At 73.5% G+C, this 19890-nt stretch carries 13 protein-coding genes and 2 pseudogenes; 11 read left to right on the top strand and 4 right to left on the bottom strand.

Features of this window, described 5'->3' with window-relative positions:
• The first annotated feature begins 11 nt into the window (after window positions 1–11).
• Both ACIBG6_RS08630 and ACIBG6_RS08625 read left to right on the top strand, forming a co-directional pair.
• Window positions 12–1190: a 4-hydroxybenzoate 3-monooxygenase gene (locus ACIBG6_RS08630; protein ID WP_399221833.1), complete on the top strand. Its 1179-nt coding sequence runs from the start codon at window positions 12–14 to the stop codon at window positions 1188–1190.
• 181 nt (window positions 1191–1371) lie between these two features.
• Window positions 1372–2766, top strand: coding sequence for an NAD(P)/FAD-dependent oxidoreductase (locus ACIBG6_RS08625; RefSeq protein WP_399221832.1), 1395 nt, complete (start codon window positions 1372–1374; stop codon window positions 2764–2766).
• An 82-nt stretch (window positions 2767–2848) separates the two neighbouring features.
• Here the strand turns inward: ACIBG6_RS08625 and ACIBG6_RS08620 are convergent, their stop codons facing one another.
• The gene (locus tag ACIBG6_RS08620) at window positions 2849–3802 is read right to left on the bottom strand and encodes a helix-turn-helix domain-containing protein (protein WP_399221831.1); all 954 of its coding nucleotides are present in this window, start codon (window positions 3800–3802) and stop codon (window positions 2849–2851) included.
• A gap of 161 nt (window positions 3803–3963) precedes the next feature.
• On the opposite strand from ACIBG6_RS08620, the gene ACIBG6_RS08615 reads away from it, so the two are divergent.
• From ACIBG6_RS08615 to ACIBG6_RS08580, 8 genes and pseudogenes are all read left to right on the top strand, one after another.
• Window positions 3964–4839, top strand: coding sequence for a branched-chain amino acid ABC transporter permease (locus ACIBG6_RS08615; RefSeq protein ID WP_399221830.1), 876 nt, complete (start codon window positions 3964–3966; stop codon window positions 4837–4839).
• Window positions 4800–6038, top strand: a complete 1239-nt coding sequence (locus ACIBG6_RS08610; RefSeq protein WP_399221829.1) for an ABC transporter substrate-binding protein — start codon at window positions 4800–4802, stop codon at window positions 6036–6038. The genes ACIBG6_RS08615 and ACIBG6_RS08610 overlap by 40 nt, the downstream gene beginning before the upstream one ends.
• Window positions 6035–7804 (top strand): ATP-binding cassette domain-containing protein, encoded by a 1770-nt coding sequence (locus tag ACIBG6_RS08605; protein ID WP_399221828.1) that lies wholly within the window; start codon window positions 6035–6037, stop codon window positions 7802–7804. Before ACIBG6_RS08610 ends, ACIBG6_RS08605 begins: the two co-directional genes overlap by 4 nt.
• Complete coding sequence (locus ACIBG6_RS08600) at window positions 7804–8487, top strand: ABC transporter ATP-binding protein (protein ID WP_399221826.1); 684 nt, start codon at window positions 7804–7806, stop codon at window positions 8485–8487. The genes ACIBG6_RS08605 and ACIBG6_RS08600 overlap by 1 nt, the downstream gene beginning before the upstream one ends.
• Window positions 8488–8566: 79 nt before the next feature.
• A complete protein-coding gene (locus tag ACIBG6_RS08595; RefSeq protein ID WP_399221825.1) occupies window positions 8567–9979 on the top strand; it encodes an amidase in 1413 nt (470 codons plus the stop codon).
• Between the two features lie 125 nt (window positions 9980–10104).
• Window positions 10105–10605 (top strand): annotated as a pseudogene (locus tag ACIBG6_RS08590) (FAD-dependent oxidoreductase); the annotation flags it as partial.
• A 292-nt stretch (window positions 10606–10897) separates the two neighbouring features.
• Window positions 10898–11713, top strand: a pseudogene (locus tag ACIBG6_RS08585) (flavin monoamine oxidase family protein); the annotation flags it as partial.
• 114 nt (window positions 11714–11827) lie between these two features.
• Window positions 11828–14008, top strand: a complete 2181-nt coding sequence (locus ACIBG6_RS08580; protein ID WP_399221824.1) for a SpoIIE family protein phosphatase — start codon at window positions 11828–11830, stop codon at window positions 14006–14008.
• A gap of 20 nt (window positions 14009–14028) precedes the next feature.
• Here the strand turns inward: ACIBG6_RS08580 and ACIBG6_RS08575 are convergent, their stop codons facing one another.
• From ACIBG6_RS08575 to ACIBG6_RS08565, 3 genes are read right to left on the bottom strand one after another with little or no spacing between them, the layout of a single operon-like run.
• Window positions 14029–14715, bottom strand: a complete 687-nt coding sequence (locus tag ACIBG6_RS08575) for a response regulator (protein ID WP_399221823.1) — start codon at window positions 14713–14715, stop codon at window positions 14029–14031.
• Between the two features lies 1 nt (window position 14716).
• Window positions 14717–15877, bottom strand: a complete 1161-nt coding sequence (locus tag ACIBG6_RS08570; protein WP_399221962.1) for a sensor histidine kinase — start codon at window positions 15875–15877, stop codon at window positions 14717–14719.
• Window positions 15878–15905: 28 nt separating this feature from the next.
• Window positions 15906–18161 (bottom strand): MMPL family transporter, encoded by a 2256-nt coding sequence (locus tag ACIBG6_RS08565; RefSeq protein WP_399221822.1) that lies wholly within the window; start codon window positions 18159–18161, stop codon window positions 15906–15908.
• Between the two features lie 217 nt (window positions 18162–18378).
• On the opposite strand from ACIBG6_RS08565, the gene ACIBG6_RS08560 reads away from it, so the two are divergent.
• Entirely contained in the window at window positions 18379–19866 is a 1488-nt protein-coding gene (locus tag ACIBG6_RS08560) for a SulP family inorganic anion transporter (RefSeq protein ID WP_399221821.1), read from the top strand.
• Window positions 19867–19890: the final 24 nt, after the last annotated feature.

Here is a 19890-nt window from a genome sequence, read left to right as displayed (position 1 = left end):
GGAGACCACCCATGCCCCGCACCACCGTCGGCGTCATCGGAGCCGGACCGGCCGGCCTCCTCCTCTCGCACCTGCTGCACCGGCAGGGCGTCGACAACGTCGTCCTCGAACTCCGCGACCAGGCGTACGTCGAGCGGCGCCAGCGCGCCGGCATCCTCGAACAGGACACCGTCGACGTGCTGCGCCTCTCCGGCGCCGGCGCCCGCATGGACCGGCAAGGCCTGGAGCACCACGGCATCGAGCTCCGCTTCGACCGGCGCTCCCACCGCGTCGACTTCCCGTCCCTCACCGGCGGACGGTCGGTCATGGTCTACGCCCAGACCGAGGTGGTCAAGGACCTCATCGCCCTGCGCCAGGAGGCCGGCGGCACGATCCTCTTCGAGGCCGAGGCCCTGTCCGTCGACGGCATCGAGACCGACCACCCCACCGTCCGCTACCGCCACCAGGGCGCCGAGCACACCCTCGACTGCGAGTTCGTCGTCGCCTGCGACGGCTTCCACGGCATCGGCCGGCGCTCCCTGCCCGAGGACGTCCTCACCGTCACCGAGCGCACCTACCCCTTCTCCTGGCTCGGCATCCTCGCCGACGTCGCGCCCTCCTGCGACGAGCTGATCTACGCCCACCACGAGCGCGGCTTCGCCCTGCACAGCATGCGCTCGCCCGAGGTCAGCCGCCTCTACCTCCAGGTCGACCCGGACGACTCCACGGACAACTGGCCGGACGAGCGGATCTGGGACGAGCTGGAGGCCCGCTTCGCCGTCGACGGCGACTGGGAGCTGAAGCGCGGGCCCATCACCGAGAAGAGCATCACCCCGATGCGCAGCTTCGTCGCCGAGCCCCTGCGCCACGGACGCCTCTTCCTCGCCGGGGACGCGGCCCACATCGTGCCGCCCACCGGCGCCAAGGGCCTCAATCTCGCCGTCGCCGACGTCACCCTGCTCGCCCAGGCCCTCACCCGCCACCACGCCGAGCGGGACGAGTCGCTGCTCGACGCCTACTCGGAGACCGCGCTGCGCCGCGTCTGGCGCGCCGAGCACTTCTCGTACACGATGACGACCCTCCTCCACAGCAGCCCGGACGACACCGCCTTCGACCGCGGGCTGCGCCTCTCCCACCTGCGCTACCTCGCGAACTCGGGGGCCGCGTCGGCCTCGCTCGCGGAGAACTACGTGGGCTTCAGCGACAACTGACGGCCTGTCGCCGACCCGCCGGACGCGGCCGCCCTCCCCGTGCTGCCCGCCCCGACCAGCGGAAAGGTGAACGGCGGGGCCTTATGTCAACACCATTGACCTTGATGTGTCCGGAGAGATGTCATGGCGGCACTTCGGAGGCCCGCACCTCACCTCCGCGATCTCAAGGAGCCCCGCCGTCATGGACCCTCTCGCCTCGCTCCGGGACGTCGACCCGACCCCGTTCTGGCTCGACAGTCCCGAGAAGCCGCAGCCCGCGCCCGCCCTCGTCGGCGCGACCACCTGTGACCTCCTCGTCGTCGGCGGTGGCTACACCGGCCTGTGGACCGCCCTCGTCGCCAAGGAGCGGGACCCCTCGCTCGACGTGGTCCTCGTCGAGGCCGACGAGGCGGGCGGCGCCGCCTCCGGGCGCAACGGCGGATTCGTCGAGGCCAGCCTCACCCACGGCCTGCACAACGGCCTCTCCCGCTGGCCCGACGAGATCGGGCTCCTGGAGCGCCTCGGCCGCGAGAACCTCCAGGCCATGGAGGACACCCTCGTGCGCCACGGCATCGACTGCGACTGGGAGCGCACCGGCTCCATGGCCGTCGCCACCGAGCCCTACCAGGTCGCGGACCTCCAGGACGAGGTCGAGACCGTGGCCCGCCACGGCGGCAGGGCCGACTTCCTCGACGCCGAAGCCGTACGCGCCGAGATCGACTCGCCGACCTTCCTCGCCGGCCTGTGGAACAAGGACGACGTGGCCATGGTCAACCCGGCCCGCCTCGCCTGGGGCCTCCGGCAGGCCTGCCTCAAGCTCGGCGTCCGCGTCCACGAGCACACCCCCGCCCTCTCGCTCGACGAGCAGGGGCACACGATGGCCGTCCGCACCCCCTACGGGCGGATCACCGCCCACAAGGTGGCCCTCGCCACGAACGCGTACCCGTCCCTGCTGCGCCGCCACCGCCCGTACACCGTCCCCGTCTACGACTACGCGCTCATGACGGAGCCGCTCAGCGAGGCGCAGCTCGCCTCCGTGGGCTGGCGGAACCGGCAGGGCTTCGCGGACATGAACAACCAGTTCCACTACGTCCGGCTCTCCGCCGACAACCGGATCCTGTGGGGCGGCTACGACGCCGTCTACCACTACAACGGACGCGTACGCCCCGAGTACGACCAGCGGCCCGAGACCTTCGCGACCCTCGCCCGCCACTTCTTCACGGCCTTCCCCCAGCTGGACGGCATGCGCTTCAGCCACGCCTGGGGCGGAGCCATCGACATGAGCACCCGCTTCTGCGTCTTCTTCGACTCCAGCCACCGCGGCAAGGTCGCCTACGCCGCCGGCTTCACCGGACTCGGCGTCGGCGCGACCCGCTTCGGCGCGGAGGTCATGCTCGACCTCCTCGACGGCGCCCGCACCGAACGCACCTCGCTGGAACTGGTCCGCCGCAAGCCGCTGCCGCTCCCGCCCGAGCCGATCCGCTCGGTGGGCATCGGCATCACCAAGTGGTCCATGGCCCGCGCGGACCTCGACGGAGGGCGCCGCAACCTCTGGCTGCGCACCCTGGACCGCTTCGGCCTCGGTTTCGACAGCTGAGCACCTGATCCAGCGCGGGCCCCGGGCGTACGACCGAGGCCCGCGCTTTCACATGGGCAGCCGAGTGCGCCCGCGCCGCCGCTCAGGTTCCGGCGTGCGCCTGCTCCCGTACCGCACGCGGCGACAGGCCGAACTCCGCCCGGAAGACCCGGCTGAAGTGGCTCGCCTCGCCCAGACCCCTGCGGGCCGCGAGGGCGTACGCGGGCAGATGGGCCAGCGCCGGATCGAGAAGGTCCTGCCGGATCCGCTCCAGACGACGCCGCCGCACATGGTCGCTCACCGTCACCCCCGACTCCCGGAACAGCGCGTGCAGATGGCGTACGGAGATGTGATGCGCCGCCGCGATCGTGCCCGGTGACAGGTCCTCCGCGAGCCGGTCGTCGATGTACGCGAGGACCCGGTCCAGGACCCCCGCCGTCCCGCCGCCGGCCGCGGCCCCCGCGCCGCCCGCCTCGCGCAGCAGCGTCCGCAGGATCGCCGACACGTGTTCGCCCATCTCTCGGCGCGCCAATGGGCCGAATCCGTGCGCCCGTTCGGCCAGCTCGCCGACCACCGCCGCGAGCACCCGCCCGCTCGGGGAGCGCGGCAGCTCGGCGTTCGCGGTCACCGACCCGGCCGACGTCGCCACCTGACCCGCCGTCCCCGGGTCAAGCGAGAGCACGAAGTACCGGTGCCCGGAGCCGAGTTCCAGCCGGAAGGGACGCGCGCCCGTGTAGAGGACGAAGTCCCCGGGGGCGAGCGCCGCCCGCCGCCCGTCCTGCTCCAGCTCACCGCGCCCCGACACCAGCAGGCCGAGGAGATGACCCGGCCGGGGCGCCGCGGGGGACGGCCGGGGCATCACCCGGATCGCCTGGTCCCCGCTGATGTCGCAGCCGCTCAGCGCACCGAAGCGGCTCGGCCGCATCTCGGCGGAGTACCCCTCGTCGCCCGCGCGCGCCCGGACGAGAACCGTGTCGGAAGCCCCCGACAGATCCGCCGTCGCGGTGTCGAGATAGCCGAAGACCAGATTGCCGTCGTCCCGTCGCTCCACCGGCATGTCGTACTCCTCCCACCCGCCCGCACCGGACGCACCCTTCGCGCCGTCCGGTCCGCGCACTGCGGGCACAGAACTCTGCGCTGCCGGACCAGTGCCCACCACGGGATTGCCAGATGCTCGCAGAGTCCCCGTTGCACCCGGAAGCACACAGGCGGTAACAGATGGATGTACTTCTGGCCATCATTGGCCAGTTCGGCCTCTACGGCCTGCTCACGGTCGGCATCGCGGTGATCTTCGCGGCCACCCGGGTCGTCAACCTCGCCCAGGGAGACCTGGCCATGGTCGGCGCGTACGTCGCCGCGACCGCGACCACCGCCCCCTTCGGACTCCGCACCCTGCTGGCCCTCGCCGTCGGCGCACCCCTGCTCCTGATCGTCGAGCGGCTGCTGCTGCGCCGCCCCGGCTCCGACGGACTCGCCGCCATGCTCGTCACCTGGGGCCTCGGGATGGCCCTGCGGCAGGGCGCGGAACTCCTCTTCACCGGCACCTCCCGCACCGTCGCCGTACCCGTGGACGGCACGCTCGACATCCTCGGCAGCCCGTACCCGGCCTACCGGCTGGTCTGCGCCCTGACCGCGATCGCCGTCATCGGCCTCGTCCTCCTCGCCGCCCACCGCACCGACTGGGGCCTGCGGCTGCGCGCCGTCGCCGACAACCCGGCCATGGCGGCCCTGCTCGGCACCGACCCGCGCCGCATGCGCGCCACCGCCTTCGCGATCGGCGGTCTCCTCGCCGTCCTCGCCGGAGCCCTCTACAGCCCCGTCCTCGCCGTGAACCCGAGCATGGGTTTCGGCCTGCTGGTCCCCGTCTTCTTCGGCCTGCTGCTCAGCCGCCCCGGCGCCCTGGCCACCGCCGCCGGCGCCGCCCTGCTGATCTCCGCGCTGTCGGTCCTGCTGCGTACGTGGCTCTCCGACACCCTCGCCGAAGCCCTCTTCTACGCCGTCGTCGTCGCGATCGCCGCACTGCGCTCGCGCCCCTGGATCGGAAGGTTCTCCGCATGGTTCCGTCGCACCCCCGCGCCCGCGACCGCCGCATGACGCCCGCGCCCCGCCCCGCCGCGCTCGTGGCGGCCGGCACCCTCGTCCTCGCACTCACCGGCTGTCAGGGCGCGGCGATCTCCGACGACGAGGCCCCGGCCGCCGGCGGACCGGTGAGGATCGGCGTGGTCGTCCCGCTCACCGGGCCGGTCTCCCAGGTAGGAACCGCCCTGCGCAACGGACTCGAACTGGCCGTCAAGAAGGTCAACGCCGACGGAGGCGTGCACGGCCGCCCCGTGGAGTACGTCGTCGTCGACGACGCCGGAGACCCCGCCAACTCCACCCAGCTCGCCCGCCGCCTGGTCCGCCAGGACAAGGTCACGATGCTCTTCGGCACCATCACCGGCGACACCGCCGAAGCCGTCGGGAGGGTCGCCGACGAGGCGCACGTCCCCTTCGGCACCGCCATCCTCGGCGACACCGAGCACTGCTTCGCCTACCAGTGGGGCTTCGGCGAGTCCACCCGGCAGATGCTGACCCCCACCGTGCCCGGGCTGATCGAGAAGTACGGCACCAAGGTCGCCCTCGTCGGCTCCGACTACAACTACCCACGCTTCTACGGCGGCGTCGCCAAGGAGCTGGTGAAGGAAGCGGGCGGCCGCGTCGTCGCCGAGGAGTACAGCCCCCTCGGCCAGACCGACTGGCAGCCCGTCATCGGCCGGCTCAAGGCGGCCGAACCGGACACCGTGCTCTCCATGGTCGTCGGCGCGGACGCGGTCACCTTCAGCAAGCAGGCGCAGCAGTTCGGCCTCCTCACCCCGGAGCTCGGCTTCGAGGGCGCGCCCCTGGACGCCGACTTCCAGCCCGCGCTCGGCGGCCTCGTCGCGGGCCGCACCCACACCGTCCGCTGGAGCGACCGGCTCGACGACGCCGAGAGCCGCGGCTTCGCGAAGGACTACCGGACCGCCCACCAGTGGAAGGCGCCGATCCCCGAGGTCGCCGGAAACGCCTACTTCGGGGTCAGGTTCCTCCTGGCCGCCGCCGCCAAGGCCGGCTCCAGTGACCCCGAGGCCGTGAACAAGGCGATCGGCGGACTGTCCTTCGACAGCCCCCTGGGCAAGGGCACGCGCTTCGAGCCCGCCAACCACGTCCTCCAGGCGGACATGCGGGAGGTCACCATCGGCCGCGACGGCGCGTACACCGTCGCCCGGACCCACCCGATGGTCGCCGACACGACCCCGAAGAAGGGCTGCTCGTGACCGTCCCCGCCACGCAGGGCGCCCCCACCGCGTCCGCCGTCGCGACCGCTCCGTCCGCCGCCAGGCCCTCCGGACGCCTCCGCCGGACCCTGCGCCGCGCGCTCCCCGCGGTCGCGGCCGCCGGCCTCCTCGCCGCCCCCTTCGGTCTCGACGCCTTCGCCGTCGCCACCCTGACCCTGGGTCTCTGCTACGGCCTCTTCGCCTACGGCCTCGACCTGAGCTGGGGGAGGGCCGGGCTGCTCAGCGTCGGACACGCCGCGTTCTTCGGCCTCGGCGCGTACGCCGTCGCCCTCGGGCAGGAGCACCGGATCCCCTGGACGCTGACGGTCGCAGCGGCCGTCGTCGCCGCCGTGGCGATCGCCCTGCCCGTCGTCCGTATCGGCCTCGCCGCCCCGGTCCCTGACGCGCCGCTGATCCTCCTGACCATCGGCGTCGGACTGCTTCTCCAGCGCGCCGCCACCACGCTCACGACCGTCACCGGCGGCACGAACGGTCTGTCCGTCACCGGGCCCGACGTGGTGACCTCCTACTACGTCACCCTCGGAGCCGTCGCGGGCGTGGTCGCGGTCTGCGGAGCGCTGGTCGTACGGGGCCGCTTCGGCGCCCGGCTCGTCGTCGCCGCCCGCAACCCCGACCGGGCCGCCCAGAGCGGTATCGACGGCACCCGGGTGCGCGCCACCGCCTTCGCCGTCAGTGCGGCCGTCGCCGCCCTGGCCGGGGCGCTGTACGCACCCGTGGCGGGCCTGGTGTCGCCGCAGGTCTTCGGCCTCGGCCTGTCGACGTCGGTCCTGATCTGGCTGGCCCTCGGCGGACGCGAGTCCACCGTGGGGCCGTTCGTCGGCGCGATCGCCGTCACCGTCGGCCAGCAGTTCCTCGGCTCCACCTGGCAGGGCTGGTACGTCCTCGCTCTCGCCGCCCTGTTCCTCCTGGTCGTCCAGGTGGCGCCGGCCGGGCTCACCGCCGCCCCGCGCCGATGGCTCGCCGGCCCCGGCCCCGCCGTACGGCTACCGGCCGTGGCCCGCCGCGCCCCACGCCGTACGGCCGAGGAGACCCGCCGGGGCGAGGACGGCTCCGTCCCGCTCGCCGTCACCGGCGTCCGGAAGTCCTTCGGCCCCGTCGAGGTGCTCGCCGGCGTCGACCTCACCGTCGAAGCGGGCCGCTGCGTCTGTCTGATCGGCCCGAACGGCGCCGGGAAGAGCACCTTCCTCAACGTCGTCGCCGGACAGCTCGACCCGGACGCCGGCACCCTGCGCCTCTTCGGCACCGACGCGGCCGGCCTGCCGGTCCACCGCCGGGTCGGCCTCGGCGTCGGCCGGATGTTCCAGATCCCCAGCGTCGTCGCCGAACTCTCCCCGGCCGACAACCTCCGCCTCACCCGGATCGAGGCACCCGAACCCGCCGAACCGCCCGCCGAGTTCCGCGACCTCGCCGACGACGAACTCCGGCCGGCCGGCACCCTCCCGCTCGCCGACCGCCGGCGCCTGGAGCTCGCCATGGTGCTCGCCGCCGCCCCCCGGCTGCTGCTCCTCGACGAACCCGCCGCCGGACTCGGCCCCGACGACGCCCGCCGCCTCACCCGTGAACTCCGCGAGGTCAACCGGCGCACCGGCTGCGCCCTGCTGGTGGTCGAGCACGACATGGACATCGTGCGGGAACTGGCCGACGAGGTCGTGGTCCTCGCCGAGGGACGGGTGCTCGCCCGCGGCCCGCTCGACGCGGTGGCCGCCGACCCGGCCGTCCGCGCCGCCTACCTGGGAGTGCGCTGATGCTCGAACTGACCCGCCTCGCCGGCGGATACGGTCAGGCCGCCGTCGTCCGGCCCACCGACCTGACCGTACGCGGCGGTGAGATCACCGCCCTGATCGGCCGCAACGGCGCGGGCAAGACCACCCTGCTGCGGACCGTCTTCGGGCTCGCAGACCGCCATGCCGGCAGCGTGACCCTGGACGGCCGTGCCCTGCCCCCGGGCCGTCCCGAACTCCTCGCCCGGGCCGGCGCCACGCTGATGCCCGAGGACCGGGGCGTGTTCCCCGCGCTCACCGTCGCCGAGAACCTCCGCCTCGCCCGCCGCCGCGACGTCGCCCCGGCCGTCGACCCGTACACCGTCTTCCCGCTGCTCACCGACCGCGCGAAGCAGCAAGCCGGGACGCTCTCCGGCGGGCAGAAGCAGCAACTGGGCATCGCCCGCGCCCTGCTGGCGGGCCGGACCCTGATCGCGGTCGACGAACTCACCCAGGGACTCCAGCCCTCCGTGGTCGCCGACGTCCTGGAGGCCCTCGGTGCCGTCGCCGCCGCCGGGGCGGCCGTCCTCCTCGTCGACCAGCACGCCGGTGCGCTCCTCGACCACAGCCGGCACGTCGTGGCGATGGAAGCCGGACGCGTCGTCCTCGACGCGCCGAACGGGCCCGGTCTCCGCGACCGGCTCGACGACATCCTCGCGGTCCGCTGACCCCCTCCGCCGTCGCCCGCGCCACCCCGCCTGCCCTGCGGTCCGCCGACCGCCCCCACCCCACTCGGAGCCGCTCACCATGGACCCGTTCGCCTCAGCCACCGACCTCGCGACGGCGATCCGCCGCCGCGACCTCAGCCCCGTCGAGATCGCCGAGACCTACCTCCGGCGGATCGCGGAACACGACGGCGAACTCGCCGCGTTCACCTGGCTCGACGAGGAGGCCGTCCGCGCCGCCGCCCGCCGCGCCGAACAGGCCGTCGTCGACGGTGGACCCCTCGCGCCGTTCCACGGAGTTCCCGTCCCCGTCAAGGAGTTGACCCAGGTCGAGGGCCAGCCCGCCACGTACGGCTCGTACGGGGTCGACGACCGCCCCCGTACTCTCACCGAGCCCGTGATCAGTCGGCTGCTCGACGCCGGATTCCTCCTCATGGGCCGCACCAACTCGCCCGAGATGGGCCTTCTTTCGACCACCGACAACCGCCGCTTCGGCAGCACCCGCAACCCCTGGAGCCACGCCCACTCCTCCGGCGGCTCCAGCGGCGGCGCCGCCGCGGCCGTCGCCGCCGGCCTCGCGCCCGTCGCCCACGCCAACGACGGAGGAGGCTCGATCCGCATGCCGTCCTCCTCCTGCGGCCTGCTCGGCCTGAAGCCGAGCAGGGGCCGCGTCCCCCAGCAGGTGCCGGGCTGGGAGCACGCCACCGTCGAGGGCGCCATCACCCGTACCACCCGCGACGCCGCCGCACTGCTCGACGCGATGTCCGTACCCGACCGACTCGCCATGTACCAGGCACCCGCCCCCGACCGGCCCTACCTCGACGAGGTCGGCCGTGACGCCGGTCGCCTCAGGATCGGCCTGCTCACCGAGGCACCCACCGGGCTTCCCGTCGACCCGCAGTGCGTCGAGGCCGCCGAGCACACCGCCCGGCTGCTCGCCTCCCTCGGCCACTACGTCGCCCCCGCCTCCCCTCGCTTCTTCAGCGAGGAGGCGATCACCGGATACGCGCAGACCGTCCTGGACGCCGCCCTCTGGGCCGCGCCCTACCAGAAGCCCGAACTCGCCGAGCCGCACCTGCGGTTCCGGATGGACCGGGCCGCGGGCCGGCACTCCGGGGAGTACACCAGGGCCGCGAACCTGCTCGCCGAGGAGGCAAGGGCGGTCCGCGCCCAATGGGGCAAGGAGTTCGACCTGCTGCTCACGCCCACCATGGCCTGCCTGCCACCGGAAGTGGACGCGCTGCTCAAGGAGGCCAACGCGGACCCCGGCGGCCCGCGCACCACCGAGACGCGGATGATCTCCTTCACCTCGATCTGCAACATCACCGGACAGCCCGCGATCAGCCTGCCCACCTTCACCTCGGCCGAGGGCCTCCCCGTCGGCAGCCAGCTGATCGCCGGTCCCTGGGACGAGGCCGCCCTCATCAGGGTCGCCGCCGAACTGGAGGACCTGAACCGCTGGCCGCACCGCCGCCCCGCGCGCTACCAGGGCTGACCCCTGAGGGGTCCGCCACCCGAGCCCCCGCGCGAGGCACCTCTCCTCGTCGGCGGTGACACCGCGCCACCGCCGCTCCCGGTTCCCCTCCCCAGGGAACCGGCCCCCCTTGGAAGGAGCCGTACATGGCACGCACCGCACCGGCCCGCATGCTGCGCCGGATCGTCGCCGAGCACTCCACCGACCCCCGGACCACCGGGGGACCCTCCCGCCGCACCGTCCTCGGCGGGCTCGCCGCCGGCGCGGGCCTGGCCGCCACGACCGCCGTCGGCGCGGCCGGCACCGCCCGCGCCGACACGGCCACCCCGCCCGTCATCGCGATCGTCGGCGCGGGCATCGCCGGCCTGACCGCGGCCCTCCAGCTGGCCGACCACGGCATCGCCTGCACCGTCCACGAGGCCGACACCCGGGTCGGCGGCCGGATCTATTCGAACCCCGCCGGCTCCTACTGGGGCGACGGGCAGAGCTCCGAGTGGGGCGGCGAGATGATCGACACCGGACACGTCCTCATGCAGTCCCTCGCCTCCCGCTTCGGCCTGCCCCTCGACGACCTGCGCGCCGCCGAGCCGACCGGCGCCACGGAGGTGTACCGCTTCGACGGCGCGTACTACACCTACGCCCAGGCGAGCGCCGACTTCAAGAAGCTCAAGCCGGTCCTCCAGCAGGACGAGGCCACCTTCAACTGGCCCGTGGCCTGGAACGCCGCCAACAGCCCCGGCGCCGTGGCCCTCTCGAACATGACCATCCACGAGTGGATCGCCACCCGCGTCCCGGGCGGGCACGGCTCGCCGTTCGGGCAGCTCCTCGACGTCGCCTACACCACCGAGTTCGGCGTGGACACCAACGCCTCGTCGGCGCTCGGCATCATCGGGCCTCCTCGCCTACCAGCCCACCCCCAACGGCTTCGCCCTCTTCGGGGAGAGCGACACCCGCTACCGCGTCCGCGGCGGCAACCAGCGGATCCCGCAGGCCATCGCCGCCGCCCTGCCCCCGGGGACCGTACGCCACGGCCGGCGGCTCACGAAGGTGGCGGCCGCGGCGGGCGGCCGCCAGGCGCTCACTTTCCTCGTCGACGGCTGTCCGCAGACGGTGCTCGCCGACCACACGGTGCTCGCCCTGCCGGTCGGCGTCCTCCAGCAGCTGGACCTGTCCACCGCCGGATTCGACAGCCGCAAGCGGGGCGGCATCGCGGCGATGTCGATGGGACAGAACTGCAAGCTGTCGATGCAGTTCGACACCCGGCACTGGAACGCCTCCGGCCCCTGGGGCACCGCCACCGGCAGCACGATGACCGACACCGGCTACCAGACCTCCTGGGACTCCAGCAGAGCCCAGCCCGGCGGCAAGGGCATCCTCACGGTCTACACGGGCGGCAGCCGCGCGGCGGACTACACCCCGTCCACGCCCTTCCGCACGGCCGCCGACCCACAGATCGCCGCCTACGCCCAGGAGGCGCTGACCCAGCTCGAACCGGTCTTCCCGGGCCTCACCGCCCACTGGACCGGCAAGGCCACACTCGCCGCCTGGCCCCTCAACCCGAACGCGGGCGGCTCGTACTCCGCCTGGCCCACCGGGTACGCGCACCGGTACGCGGGCTACGAGGGTGTCCGCCAGGGCAACACCCACTTCGCCGGCGAGCACACCTCCGAAGTGGCCCAGGGCTACATGGAGGGGGGCGCCGAGTCGGGCCGGCGCGCGGCCGACGAGATCCTCGGCGACCTCGGCGTCCTGTAGGCGAGGGGCCCGCCGGGAGCAGCGGCGGGCCCACGTCGCCCGCACGGCAGGCCCGCCCCGGGACCGGGGCCGGCTTGCCGTGCGGGCGTGAGGCGGCGGACGTATGGTCCGAACATGGGTGACGTGGGAGAGCCCACGGGAGCGGACGCCGAGGACGTCTTCGCCGGGGGGCTGATGGACGCCGTCCTCGCCGACGTCATGCGCGACACCGAGGCGTCGATCGGGCTTGTGTACGTGCGGGTGCCGGGTGACCGGAACCTGCGGCTCACCCTGGTGTCGGGGGTGTCCCGGGAGATCGCCGCCCCGTGGGTCCGCATCCCGGCCGACGCCCCGATCCCGGTGGCCGACGCCATGCGCGACCGGACGCTCGTGTGGCTGGGAGGCCGGGAGGAGATCGCCCGCCGCTATCCGCGCCTGGGGATCGTGCTGCCGTACGACTTCCTGCTGGCGGCCGCCCCCATCGCCGACGCCACGACCGTGTGGGGCGGCGTCGTCCTCCTGTGGCCGGTCTGGCATCCGCCCCAGCTCGACGAGCACGAGCGCGAGACGCTCGACCTCTCCTCCCGCCGTGCGGCACGGCTCCTGCGGCGGGCGGCCGAACAGGACCCGCCGTCCTACCCCGAGGAGCCGCGCGTCGTGCACCCGGCGCGCCCCTCCGAGGCCGACCCCGCCCTGGCCGCGGCAACCGTCGACTTCGCCGAGCGCCTGCCCGTGGGCTGCTGCGCCCTGGACCTCGACGGACGCATCACCTTCATGAACACGGCCGCCGTCGAGCTGGTCGACGCCGGAGCGGCCGCACTGCTCGGCAGACGGCCGTGGGAGGTACTCCTCTGGCTGAACGACCCCGTCTTCGAGGACCGCTACCGCGCGGCGGTGGTCACCCGCCGGCCGGTGTCGTTCACCGTCCGGCGACGGCCGGGGGCCTGGCTCCTCTTCGACCTCTACCCCGACGCCACCGGGATCAGCGTCCACATCACCCCGACACCCGGGCCCGCCGCCACGGGCGGGGGCGGGGACGGGGACGAGGCCACCGGCGCCGTCGCGCCGGCCCCCGCACCCGCGCCCGGCGCGCCGTACGTCGAGCCCGTGGGCGCGTCCGCCGTCTACCACCTCATGCATTTCGCGGCGACCCTCGCCGAAGCGGCCGGCGTCCACGAGGTCGTCGAACTCGTCGCCGACCAGATCGTGCCCGCCTTCGGCCCCCACGGCCTCGTCCTGATGAGTGCGGACGAGGGGCGACTGCGCATCATCGGCCACCGCGGCTACGACCAGGAGTTCATCGACCGCTTCGACGGCACGCCCCTGACGGCGGACGTCGCCGACGCCCAGGTGCTCGCCACCGGCGTGCCCGTCTTCTTCCCCACCTTCGAGGACCTCCACCGCGCCCACCCGCACGCCCCGCGCTACGAGGGCCGCAACGCGTGGGCGTTCCTGCCCCTGATCGCCTCCGGCCGGCCCGTGGGCTCCCTGATCCTCTCGTACGCCCGGCCGCGCCCCTTCCCCGCGGCCGAGCGCGCGCTGCTCACCTCCCTGGCGGGACTGATCGCCCAGGCCCTCGCCAGGGCCCGCCTCTACGACGCCCAGCACTCCCTCGCGCGCAGCCTCCAGACGAGCCTGCTCCCGCACGGCCTCACGCCGCTCCCGGGGGTGGCCGTCGCCACCCGCTACCTGCCCGCGGGCCACGGCATGGACGTCGGCGGGGACTTCTACGACCTCATCCACGCGCCTCCCGACAGGGTCATCGCCGTCATCGGCGACGTGCAGGGGCACGACACGAACGCCGCGGCCCTCATGGGGCAGGTGCGCATCGCCGTCCACGCCCACGCGACCGACGGCGTGTCCCCGGGCGAGATCCTCGCCCGCACCAACCGGCTCCTGAACGACCTCGACCCGGACCGCTTCACCAGCTGCCTGATCGTCGAGCTCGACCTCGTCCGCCACCGGCTGCGGCTGGCGACCGCGGGCCACCCACCGCCCCTCCTGCGCCGCCCCGACGGTCGTACCGACCCCGTCGGGGTGCCGCCGGGCCTCCTCCTCGGGATCGCGGAAGACGTGGGGTACACCACGGCGGACGCGCCCTGGGAGCCCGGCTCCGTCCTCGTCCTCTTCACCGACGGGCTGGTCGAGACACCCGGCGCCGACATCGGCACCGCCACGAGGGAGCTCGCCGATCGCCTCTCCAGGTCCCCGAACCAGGACCTGGAGGCGCTGGCCGACGAGCTGATCCGCCATGTCACGGACGCCGCGCACCGCACCGACGACGTCGCCCTGCTGCTCGTCCGACGGCAGTCCTGAGCCCGGCCTGAGCCGCCCGGCTAGCGGGGCGGCTCGCGGTCCGGGAGGAGGCCCTGGTCCAGGGCCACGACCACCGCGCGCGTACGGTCGCTGACGTCCAGCTTCGCGAAGACGCGGAGGAGATGGGTCTTGACCGTCGCCTCGGCGATGACCAGGCGCCTGCCGATCTCGGCATTGGACAGGCCGTCGGCCACCGCCCCCAGCACGTCCTGTTCCCGCGCGGTCAGGACGACCGGGGCCGGGCGGCGCATCCGGGCGACCAGGCGTTCGGCGACGCGCGGGGCGAGGACGGTCTCCCCGCGGGCGGCGCCGCGTACGGCCTCGGCCAGCTGCTCACCGGTGGTGTCCTTCAGCAGATAGCCGATGGCACCGGCCTCCACCGCACGCTCGATCTCGACGTCGGTGTCGTACGTGGTCAGGATGAGCACCCGGGTCGGGGCGGGGCCGGCGGTGACGGCGGCGGTCGCGGCGACCCCGTCCATGACCGGCATGCGCAGGTCGACCAGGGCCACGTCGGGGGTCAGCCGCTCGACGAGTTCGACGCCCGCTCGGCCGTCGCCCGCCTCGCCGACGACGGCGATGTCCGCGGCGGGCGCCAGGAGCGAGACCACTCCCGCGCGCATCACGGTGTGGTCGTCGACGACCACGACCCGGATCGGGGCCGGGGCCGGAGTCGCGGGCGTCAGCGGTTCGGGTACTGCCTGCATGTCAGTTCTGTCCGTTCGTGTGGAAGGTCGCGAGGACGCGGGTGCCGTCCCCGACCGAGCTCGTCACCGTCAGTTCGCCGTCGAGCTCGGCGAGCCGCTTGCGCATCCCGTCCAGACCGAAGCCGCGCGACTCCTCGACCACGAAGCCCCGCCCGTCGTCCGTGATCTCCAGCTCGATGGCGTGCGGGTACTGGGCGAGGACCACGCCGACGGTGCTCGCGTCGGCGTGCTTCCGGACGTTCGCCAGGGACTCCTGGGTGCAGCGCAGCAGCGCGATCCGCGTCTGCTGGTCGCAGTCGACGTCCTCGGGGAGCTCCGCCTCCACCACGACCCCGGTGTCCTGGGCGAAGCGCTCCAGGGTGCGGCGCAGCGTCGGTACCACCGAGCCGGGGGTCAGCCCGCTGTGCGGGGCCGAGCCGACCAGGACCCGGGCCTCGGCGAAGTTCTCGCGGGCCGTCTCCTCGATCGAGCGGAGCTGCTGCGCGGTGCGCTCCGGATCACCGCCGAGGCCGGCCCGGGCCGCCTCGGCGAGGACGATGACCGAGGCGAACCCCTGGGCGAGGGTGTCGTGGATCTCGCGGGCCATGCGCTCCCTCTCGTCGGCCGCGCCCTGGCGGCGATGGGCGTCCGCCAACTGTTCCTGGGTCAGGGACAGTTCGGCGGCCAATGCGGTGGCGCGGGCTTCGCTGTCCGCGATCAGGCGGTGGAGCAGGATGCCCGCCAGGACCGAGATCCCGTAGCCGGTCAGGGCCGCGACCGCGTTCCCCGGCGAGTCGCGCAGCAGGCTCCCCGCGGCCGTGGCCGAGGCGGCGGCGCCGCTGAACAGCACGGCGGCCCGCCGCCCCAGCGTCTGGAACCAGAACTGGGGGAGGGCGACGATCAGCAGGGCCGCGCCGCCGCCGGGGAGGGCCGCCATCACGCCCAGACCGGCGGCCAGGACTCCGAGGTAGACCGGCTGGTGGTCCCGGGCGCGATGGACGGCCGTGTAGGCGAGGGCCAGTCCGACCAGGGCCAGGGAGGCCCACTTGCCGGGCCTCGAGTCGTTGCCGACGGCGATGACCGAGGGGATCAGACCCAGGAGCAGCCAGGCGGCGGTGTACCAGCGCCGGAGCGCGGTGAGCGCGGGCCGCTCGGCCGTCCGTGGAGTCGTACGGTCGGTCATCCGCTCGGTGATCCGCTCGCTCATCCGGTCAGCCTACGGACACCGGCTGACGCTCCGTCCGCCCGGGCCTCCCCGTGGGCCGCATTCCGCGAGCGGGCCACCAGTTGGCCTCGCCGAGCAGCAGCATCAGGGAGGGCAGGACCAGGATGCGGATCACGAAGGCGTCGAGGAGGACGGCGACCGCCAGACTGAACCCGATCTGCTTCATCTCGATGAGGTGCAGCGCGGCGAAGCTGGCGAAGACCGTCACCATCACCACGGCCGCGCTGGTGACCACCCCGGCGGAGGAGGACAGGCCGTCGAGGACCGCCTGCCGGGTGGGGGTGCCCTGGAGGCGGGCCTCGCGGATCCGGCTGATCACGAACACCTGGTAGTCCATGGAGAGCCCGAAGAGGATCACGAAGAGGAAGAGCGGGACCCGGGATCCGATCGAGCCCGTGGACGTGAAGTCGAGGATCCCCTCGGCCCATTCGTTCTGGAAGACCAGCACGAGCACACCCAGCGAGGCGAACGCGGAGAGCAGGTTGAGGACGACGCCGACGAGGCCGAGGACCACCGACCGGAACGCCCACACGGTCATCGCGAAGGTGACGAGCAGCAGCGCCCCCACGATGAGCGGCAGCTTGCGCTTCTGATGGGCGGGGTAGTCGGCGTAACGAGCGACCTCGCCGGTGACGGCCACCTCGGCGCCGGGCAGCGCGCCGACGGTCGCCGGTACGAGGGTGCCGCGGAGCCGGTCGAGCGATACGCGGGCCTCCGGACTGTTCACGGAGCGGTGGACCGGCATCTCCAGGAGGGTGATGCGGCGGTCGGCGGAGGTACGCACCACGGGCGTGCCGCCGATCGCGGGGTCCTCGGCCGCGGCGCGGCCGGCGAGCTCCCGCAGGGCGCCGGCGACGTCCCCGGCCCGTTCGGCGTCCGCCCGCACGACGACCTGGTGCATCGACCTGAGCTCGGGATACGCGGTCAGCAGCCGGTCGTAGGTCCGCATGGCCGGGATGGCGCGGGAGTGCGTCTCGCGGCTCATCTCCGTGATGGTGATGTTCAGGACGGGCAGGGCGAGCGCGACGAGGGCGAGGGAGGAGACGGCGAGCGTCACGGCGGGGTGCCGGGCGACGGGGCGGAGGACCGCGGCGGTGATCCGGCCGCCGCCGGTCCGGGCGGAACCCGGGGTGCGGAGGGCGCGGCGCCGTACGGGCCTGCCGGCGGCGGCGCGGGCTGCGGCCTTCGCCTCCGTGCGAGCCTTCTTGCGGGCCCCGCGGCGCTCGGCGCGCTCGCCGAGCAGGGCGAGGAGCGCGGGCAGCACGGTCAGCGAGCTCAGGACGGCGACCAGGGTGACGACGACGGCTCCGGTGGCGATGGACGAGAAGATGACGTCGTCCGCGAGGTAGAGCGTGGCGCTGGAGACCGCGACGGCCAGTCCGGAGACGACCACGGCCCGGCCCGAGGTCGCCGCGGCGAGCTCCACGACGGCCTGGGTGGAGCGACGCCCGCCGGCGGTCCGGGCCCGCTCCTCGCGCTCCCGCTTGAGGTAGAAGAGGGTGTAGTCGACGCCGACGGCCAGGCCGATCAGCAGGATGACGTTGGTGCCGACCCCGGCGTCGGGGAAGACGTGCGAGGCGACCATCGACAGGCCGACGGCGGCCACGATCGAGGACAGCGCGAGCAGCAGCGGTACGACGGCCATGACGACCGAGCCGAAGACGATCAGCAGGGTGATCAGGGTGACGGGGAGCGCGATGACCTCGGTACGGGCGAGGTCGTCGCCGCGGAGCTTGTCGACCCCCTTGCCGATCGAGGGGCTGCCGACCTCCTCGACGCGCAGCCGCGGATGCGCGGCCTGGACTTCGGCGGTCTGCGCGAGCAACGCGTCGACGTGTTGCTTCCCCTCGAACTCGGCGCCCTTCATGGTGACGTCGACGCGCAGCGTGGTGCGCCGGGCGTCCGCGACCGGGTCGGCGACGGACAGCACCTCGGGCAGTTGTCGCATCCGGGCGACGACCTCGCGCGCGGCGGCGTCGGCCTCGGCCCGGTCGAAGGCGCCGGTGCCCGGGGCGGCCTGGATGATGACCCGCTCCAGCGGCTTCTGCTGGAGACCGCCCTCGGCGGCGAGGGCCTCGGCGCGGCCGGCCTCGCCGATGCGGAAGTCCTCGGTGGTGGCGGGGACGGCCCCGAGGGCCAGGCCCGTGCCGAGGCAGAGGGCCACGAAGAGGATCCAGCCGATGAGCGCGCGCCAGGGGTGCCGGGCGCTGTACCGAGCCATGCGTACGGTGGGGTTCGTCATGCGTCACAGCCTCGCCGTCGGCGCCGTCCCGCCGACAGGCTCGGCCGGTTGAACCTCGTGTCCACCGGTCGGTGGACAAGGATCGCCGTCCTCGCCTCGCGGTAGAGTTGCCCGTTCCGCCCTCCCGCCCCCGCCCCGCCCTCCCGCGTCGCCCGTTGCCGGCGGGTGTGCCCGAGCACGACAGGTTCCTCTTCCCTTGTCCTCCTCCGTTTCCGTCGTGTCCCTGGTCGCTCGTCTGCGCGGCCTGAAGCCGGACTGGCTGCGCGACCCGAGGGTCTGGCGCACCGAGGTGCTCGGCGGCCTGGTCGTCGCCCTCGCGCTGATACCCGAGGCGATCTCGTTCTCGATCATCGCGGGAGTGGACCCGGCGATCGGACTGTTCGCCTCCTTCACGATGGCCGTGGTGATCTCGGTCGTCGGCGGCCGGCGGGCCATGATCTCGGCCGCGACCGGGGCCGTCGCCCTCGTCATCGCGCCCCTGAACCGCGAGCACGGGCTCGGCTACCTGATCGCCGCCGTCATCCTCGCCGGTGTCTTCCAGATCGCCCTCGGGGCGCTCGGGGTGGCGAAGCTCCTGCGGTTCGTCCCTCGCTCGGTGATGGTCGGTTTCGTCAACTCGCTCGCGATCCTGGTCTTCATGGCCCAGATCAAGGAGCTGAGGGACGTGCCCTGGGCCGTCTACCCGCTGGTCGCCGCCGGGCTCGCGCTCATGGTGTTCTTCCCCCGGGTCACCACGGTCGTCCCGGCCCCGCTCGTCTCGATCGTCATCCTGACCGTCATCACCGTCGCCGCCGGAATCGCGGTCCCGACGGTCGGCGACAAGGGCGCCCTGCCGTCCGCCCTGCCCGCCCCCGGCCTGCCCGACGTGCCGTACACGCTCGACACGCTCACGCTGATCGCCCCGTACGCACTCGCGATGGCGCTGGTCGGCCTGATGGAGTCGCTGATGACGGCCAAGCTGGTCGACGAGATCACCGACACCCGCTCCAGCAAGACCCGCGAATCGATCGGCCAGGGCATCGCCAACATCGTGACCGGCTTCTTCGGCGGCATGGGCGGCTGCGCGATGATCGGCCAGACGATGATCAACGTCAAGGTCTCCGGCGCCCGCACCCGCCTCTCGACGTTCCTGTCCGGAGCGTTCCTGATGGTGCTGTGCATCGTCTTCGGCCCGGTCGTCTCCGACATCCCCATGGCCGCCCTCGTCGCCGTCATGGTCATGGTCTGCTTCGCCACCTTCGACTGGCACTCCGTCGCGCCGAAGACGCTGCGGCGGATGCCCGCCGGGGAGATCGCCGTCATGGTGATCACCGTCGTCTGCGTGGTGGCCACGCACAACCTCGCCGTGGGCGTCGTCGGCGGCACGATCACCGCCATGGTGATCTTCGCCCGGCGCGTCGCCCACCTCGCCGACGTCACGGCCGTCACCGACCCCGACGACACCACCGTCGTCTACCGCGTCACCGGCGAACTGTTCTTCGCCTCCTCCAACGACCTCGTCAGCCGCTTCGCGTACGCCACCGACCCCGACAAGGTCGTCATCGACCTGTCGGCCACCCACATCTGGGACGCCTCCTCCGTCGCCGCCCTCGACGCCATCGAGACCCGGTACGCCCAGCGCGGCAAGACCGTGGAGATCATCGGCCTCAACGCGCCCAGCGCCGCCCTCCACGGAAAGCTCAGCGGCGAACTCACCCCCGGGTGAGGGCCACCGGTCCGGTGACCCTCA

The sequence above is a fragment of the Streptomyces sp. NPDC050842 genome (assembly GCF_044456565.1).
Classification (GTDB): domain Bacteria; phylum Actinomycetota; class Actinomycetes; order Streptomycetales; family Streptomycetaceae; genus Streptomyces.
The sequence above is the reverse complement of the archived record's forward strand: the minus strand, read 5'-3'. Positions and strand labels throughout refer to the sequence as shown.

Coding starts and splice junctions, on each gene's coding strand:
- ACIBG6_RS08570 (WP_399221962.1), bottom strand. CDS start 15,877: ATGACCGACCGTACGACTCCACGGACGGCCGAGCGGCCCGCGCTCACC.
- ACIBG6_RS08610 (WP_399221829.1), top strand. CDS start 4,800: ATGGTTCCGTCGCACCCCCGCGCCCGCGACCGCCGCATGACGCCCGCG.
- ACIBG6_RS08575 (WP_399221823.1), bottom strand. CDS start 14,715: ATGCAGGCAGTACCCGAACCGCTGACGCCCGCGACTCCGGCCCCGGCC.
- ACIBG6_RS08580 (WP_399221824.1), top strand. CDS start 11,828: ATGGGTGACGTGGGAGAGCCCACGGGAGCGGACGCCGAGGACGTCTTC.
- ACIBG6_RS08630 (WP_399221833.1), top strand. CDS start 12: ATGCCCCGCACCACCGTCGGCGTCATCGGAGCCGGACCGGCCGGCCTC.
- ACIBG6_RS08565 (WP_399221822.1), bottom strand. CDS start 18,161: ATGACGAACCCCACCGTACGCATGGCTCGGTACAGCGCCCGGCACCCC.
- ACIBG6_RS08615 (WP_399221830.1), top strand. CDS start 3,964: ATGGATGTACTTCTGGCCATCATTGGCCAGTTCGGCCTCTACGGCCTG.
- ACIBG6_RS08620 (WP_399221831.1), bottom strand. CDS start 3,802: ATGCCGGTGGAGCGACGGGACGACGGCAATCTGGTCTTCGGCTATCTC.
- ACIBG6_RS08595 (WP_399221825.1), top strand. CDS start 8,567: ATGGACCCGTTCGCCTCAGCCACCGACCTCGCGACGGCGATCCGCCGC.
- ACIBG6_RS08600 (WP_399221826.1), top strand. CDS start 7,804: ATGCTCGAACTGACCCGCCTCGCCGGCGGATACGGTCAGGCCGCCGTC.
- ACIBG6_RS08625 (WP_399221832.1), top strand. CDS start 1,372: ATGGACCCTCTCGCCTCGCTCCGGGACGTCGACCCGACCCCGTTCTGG.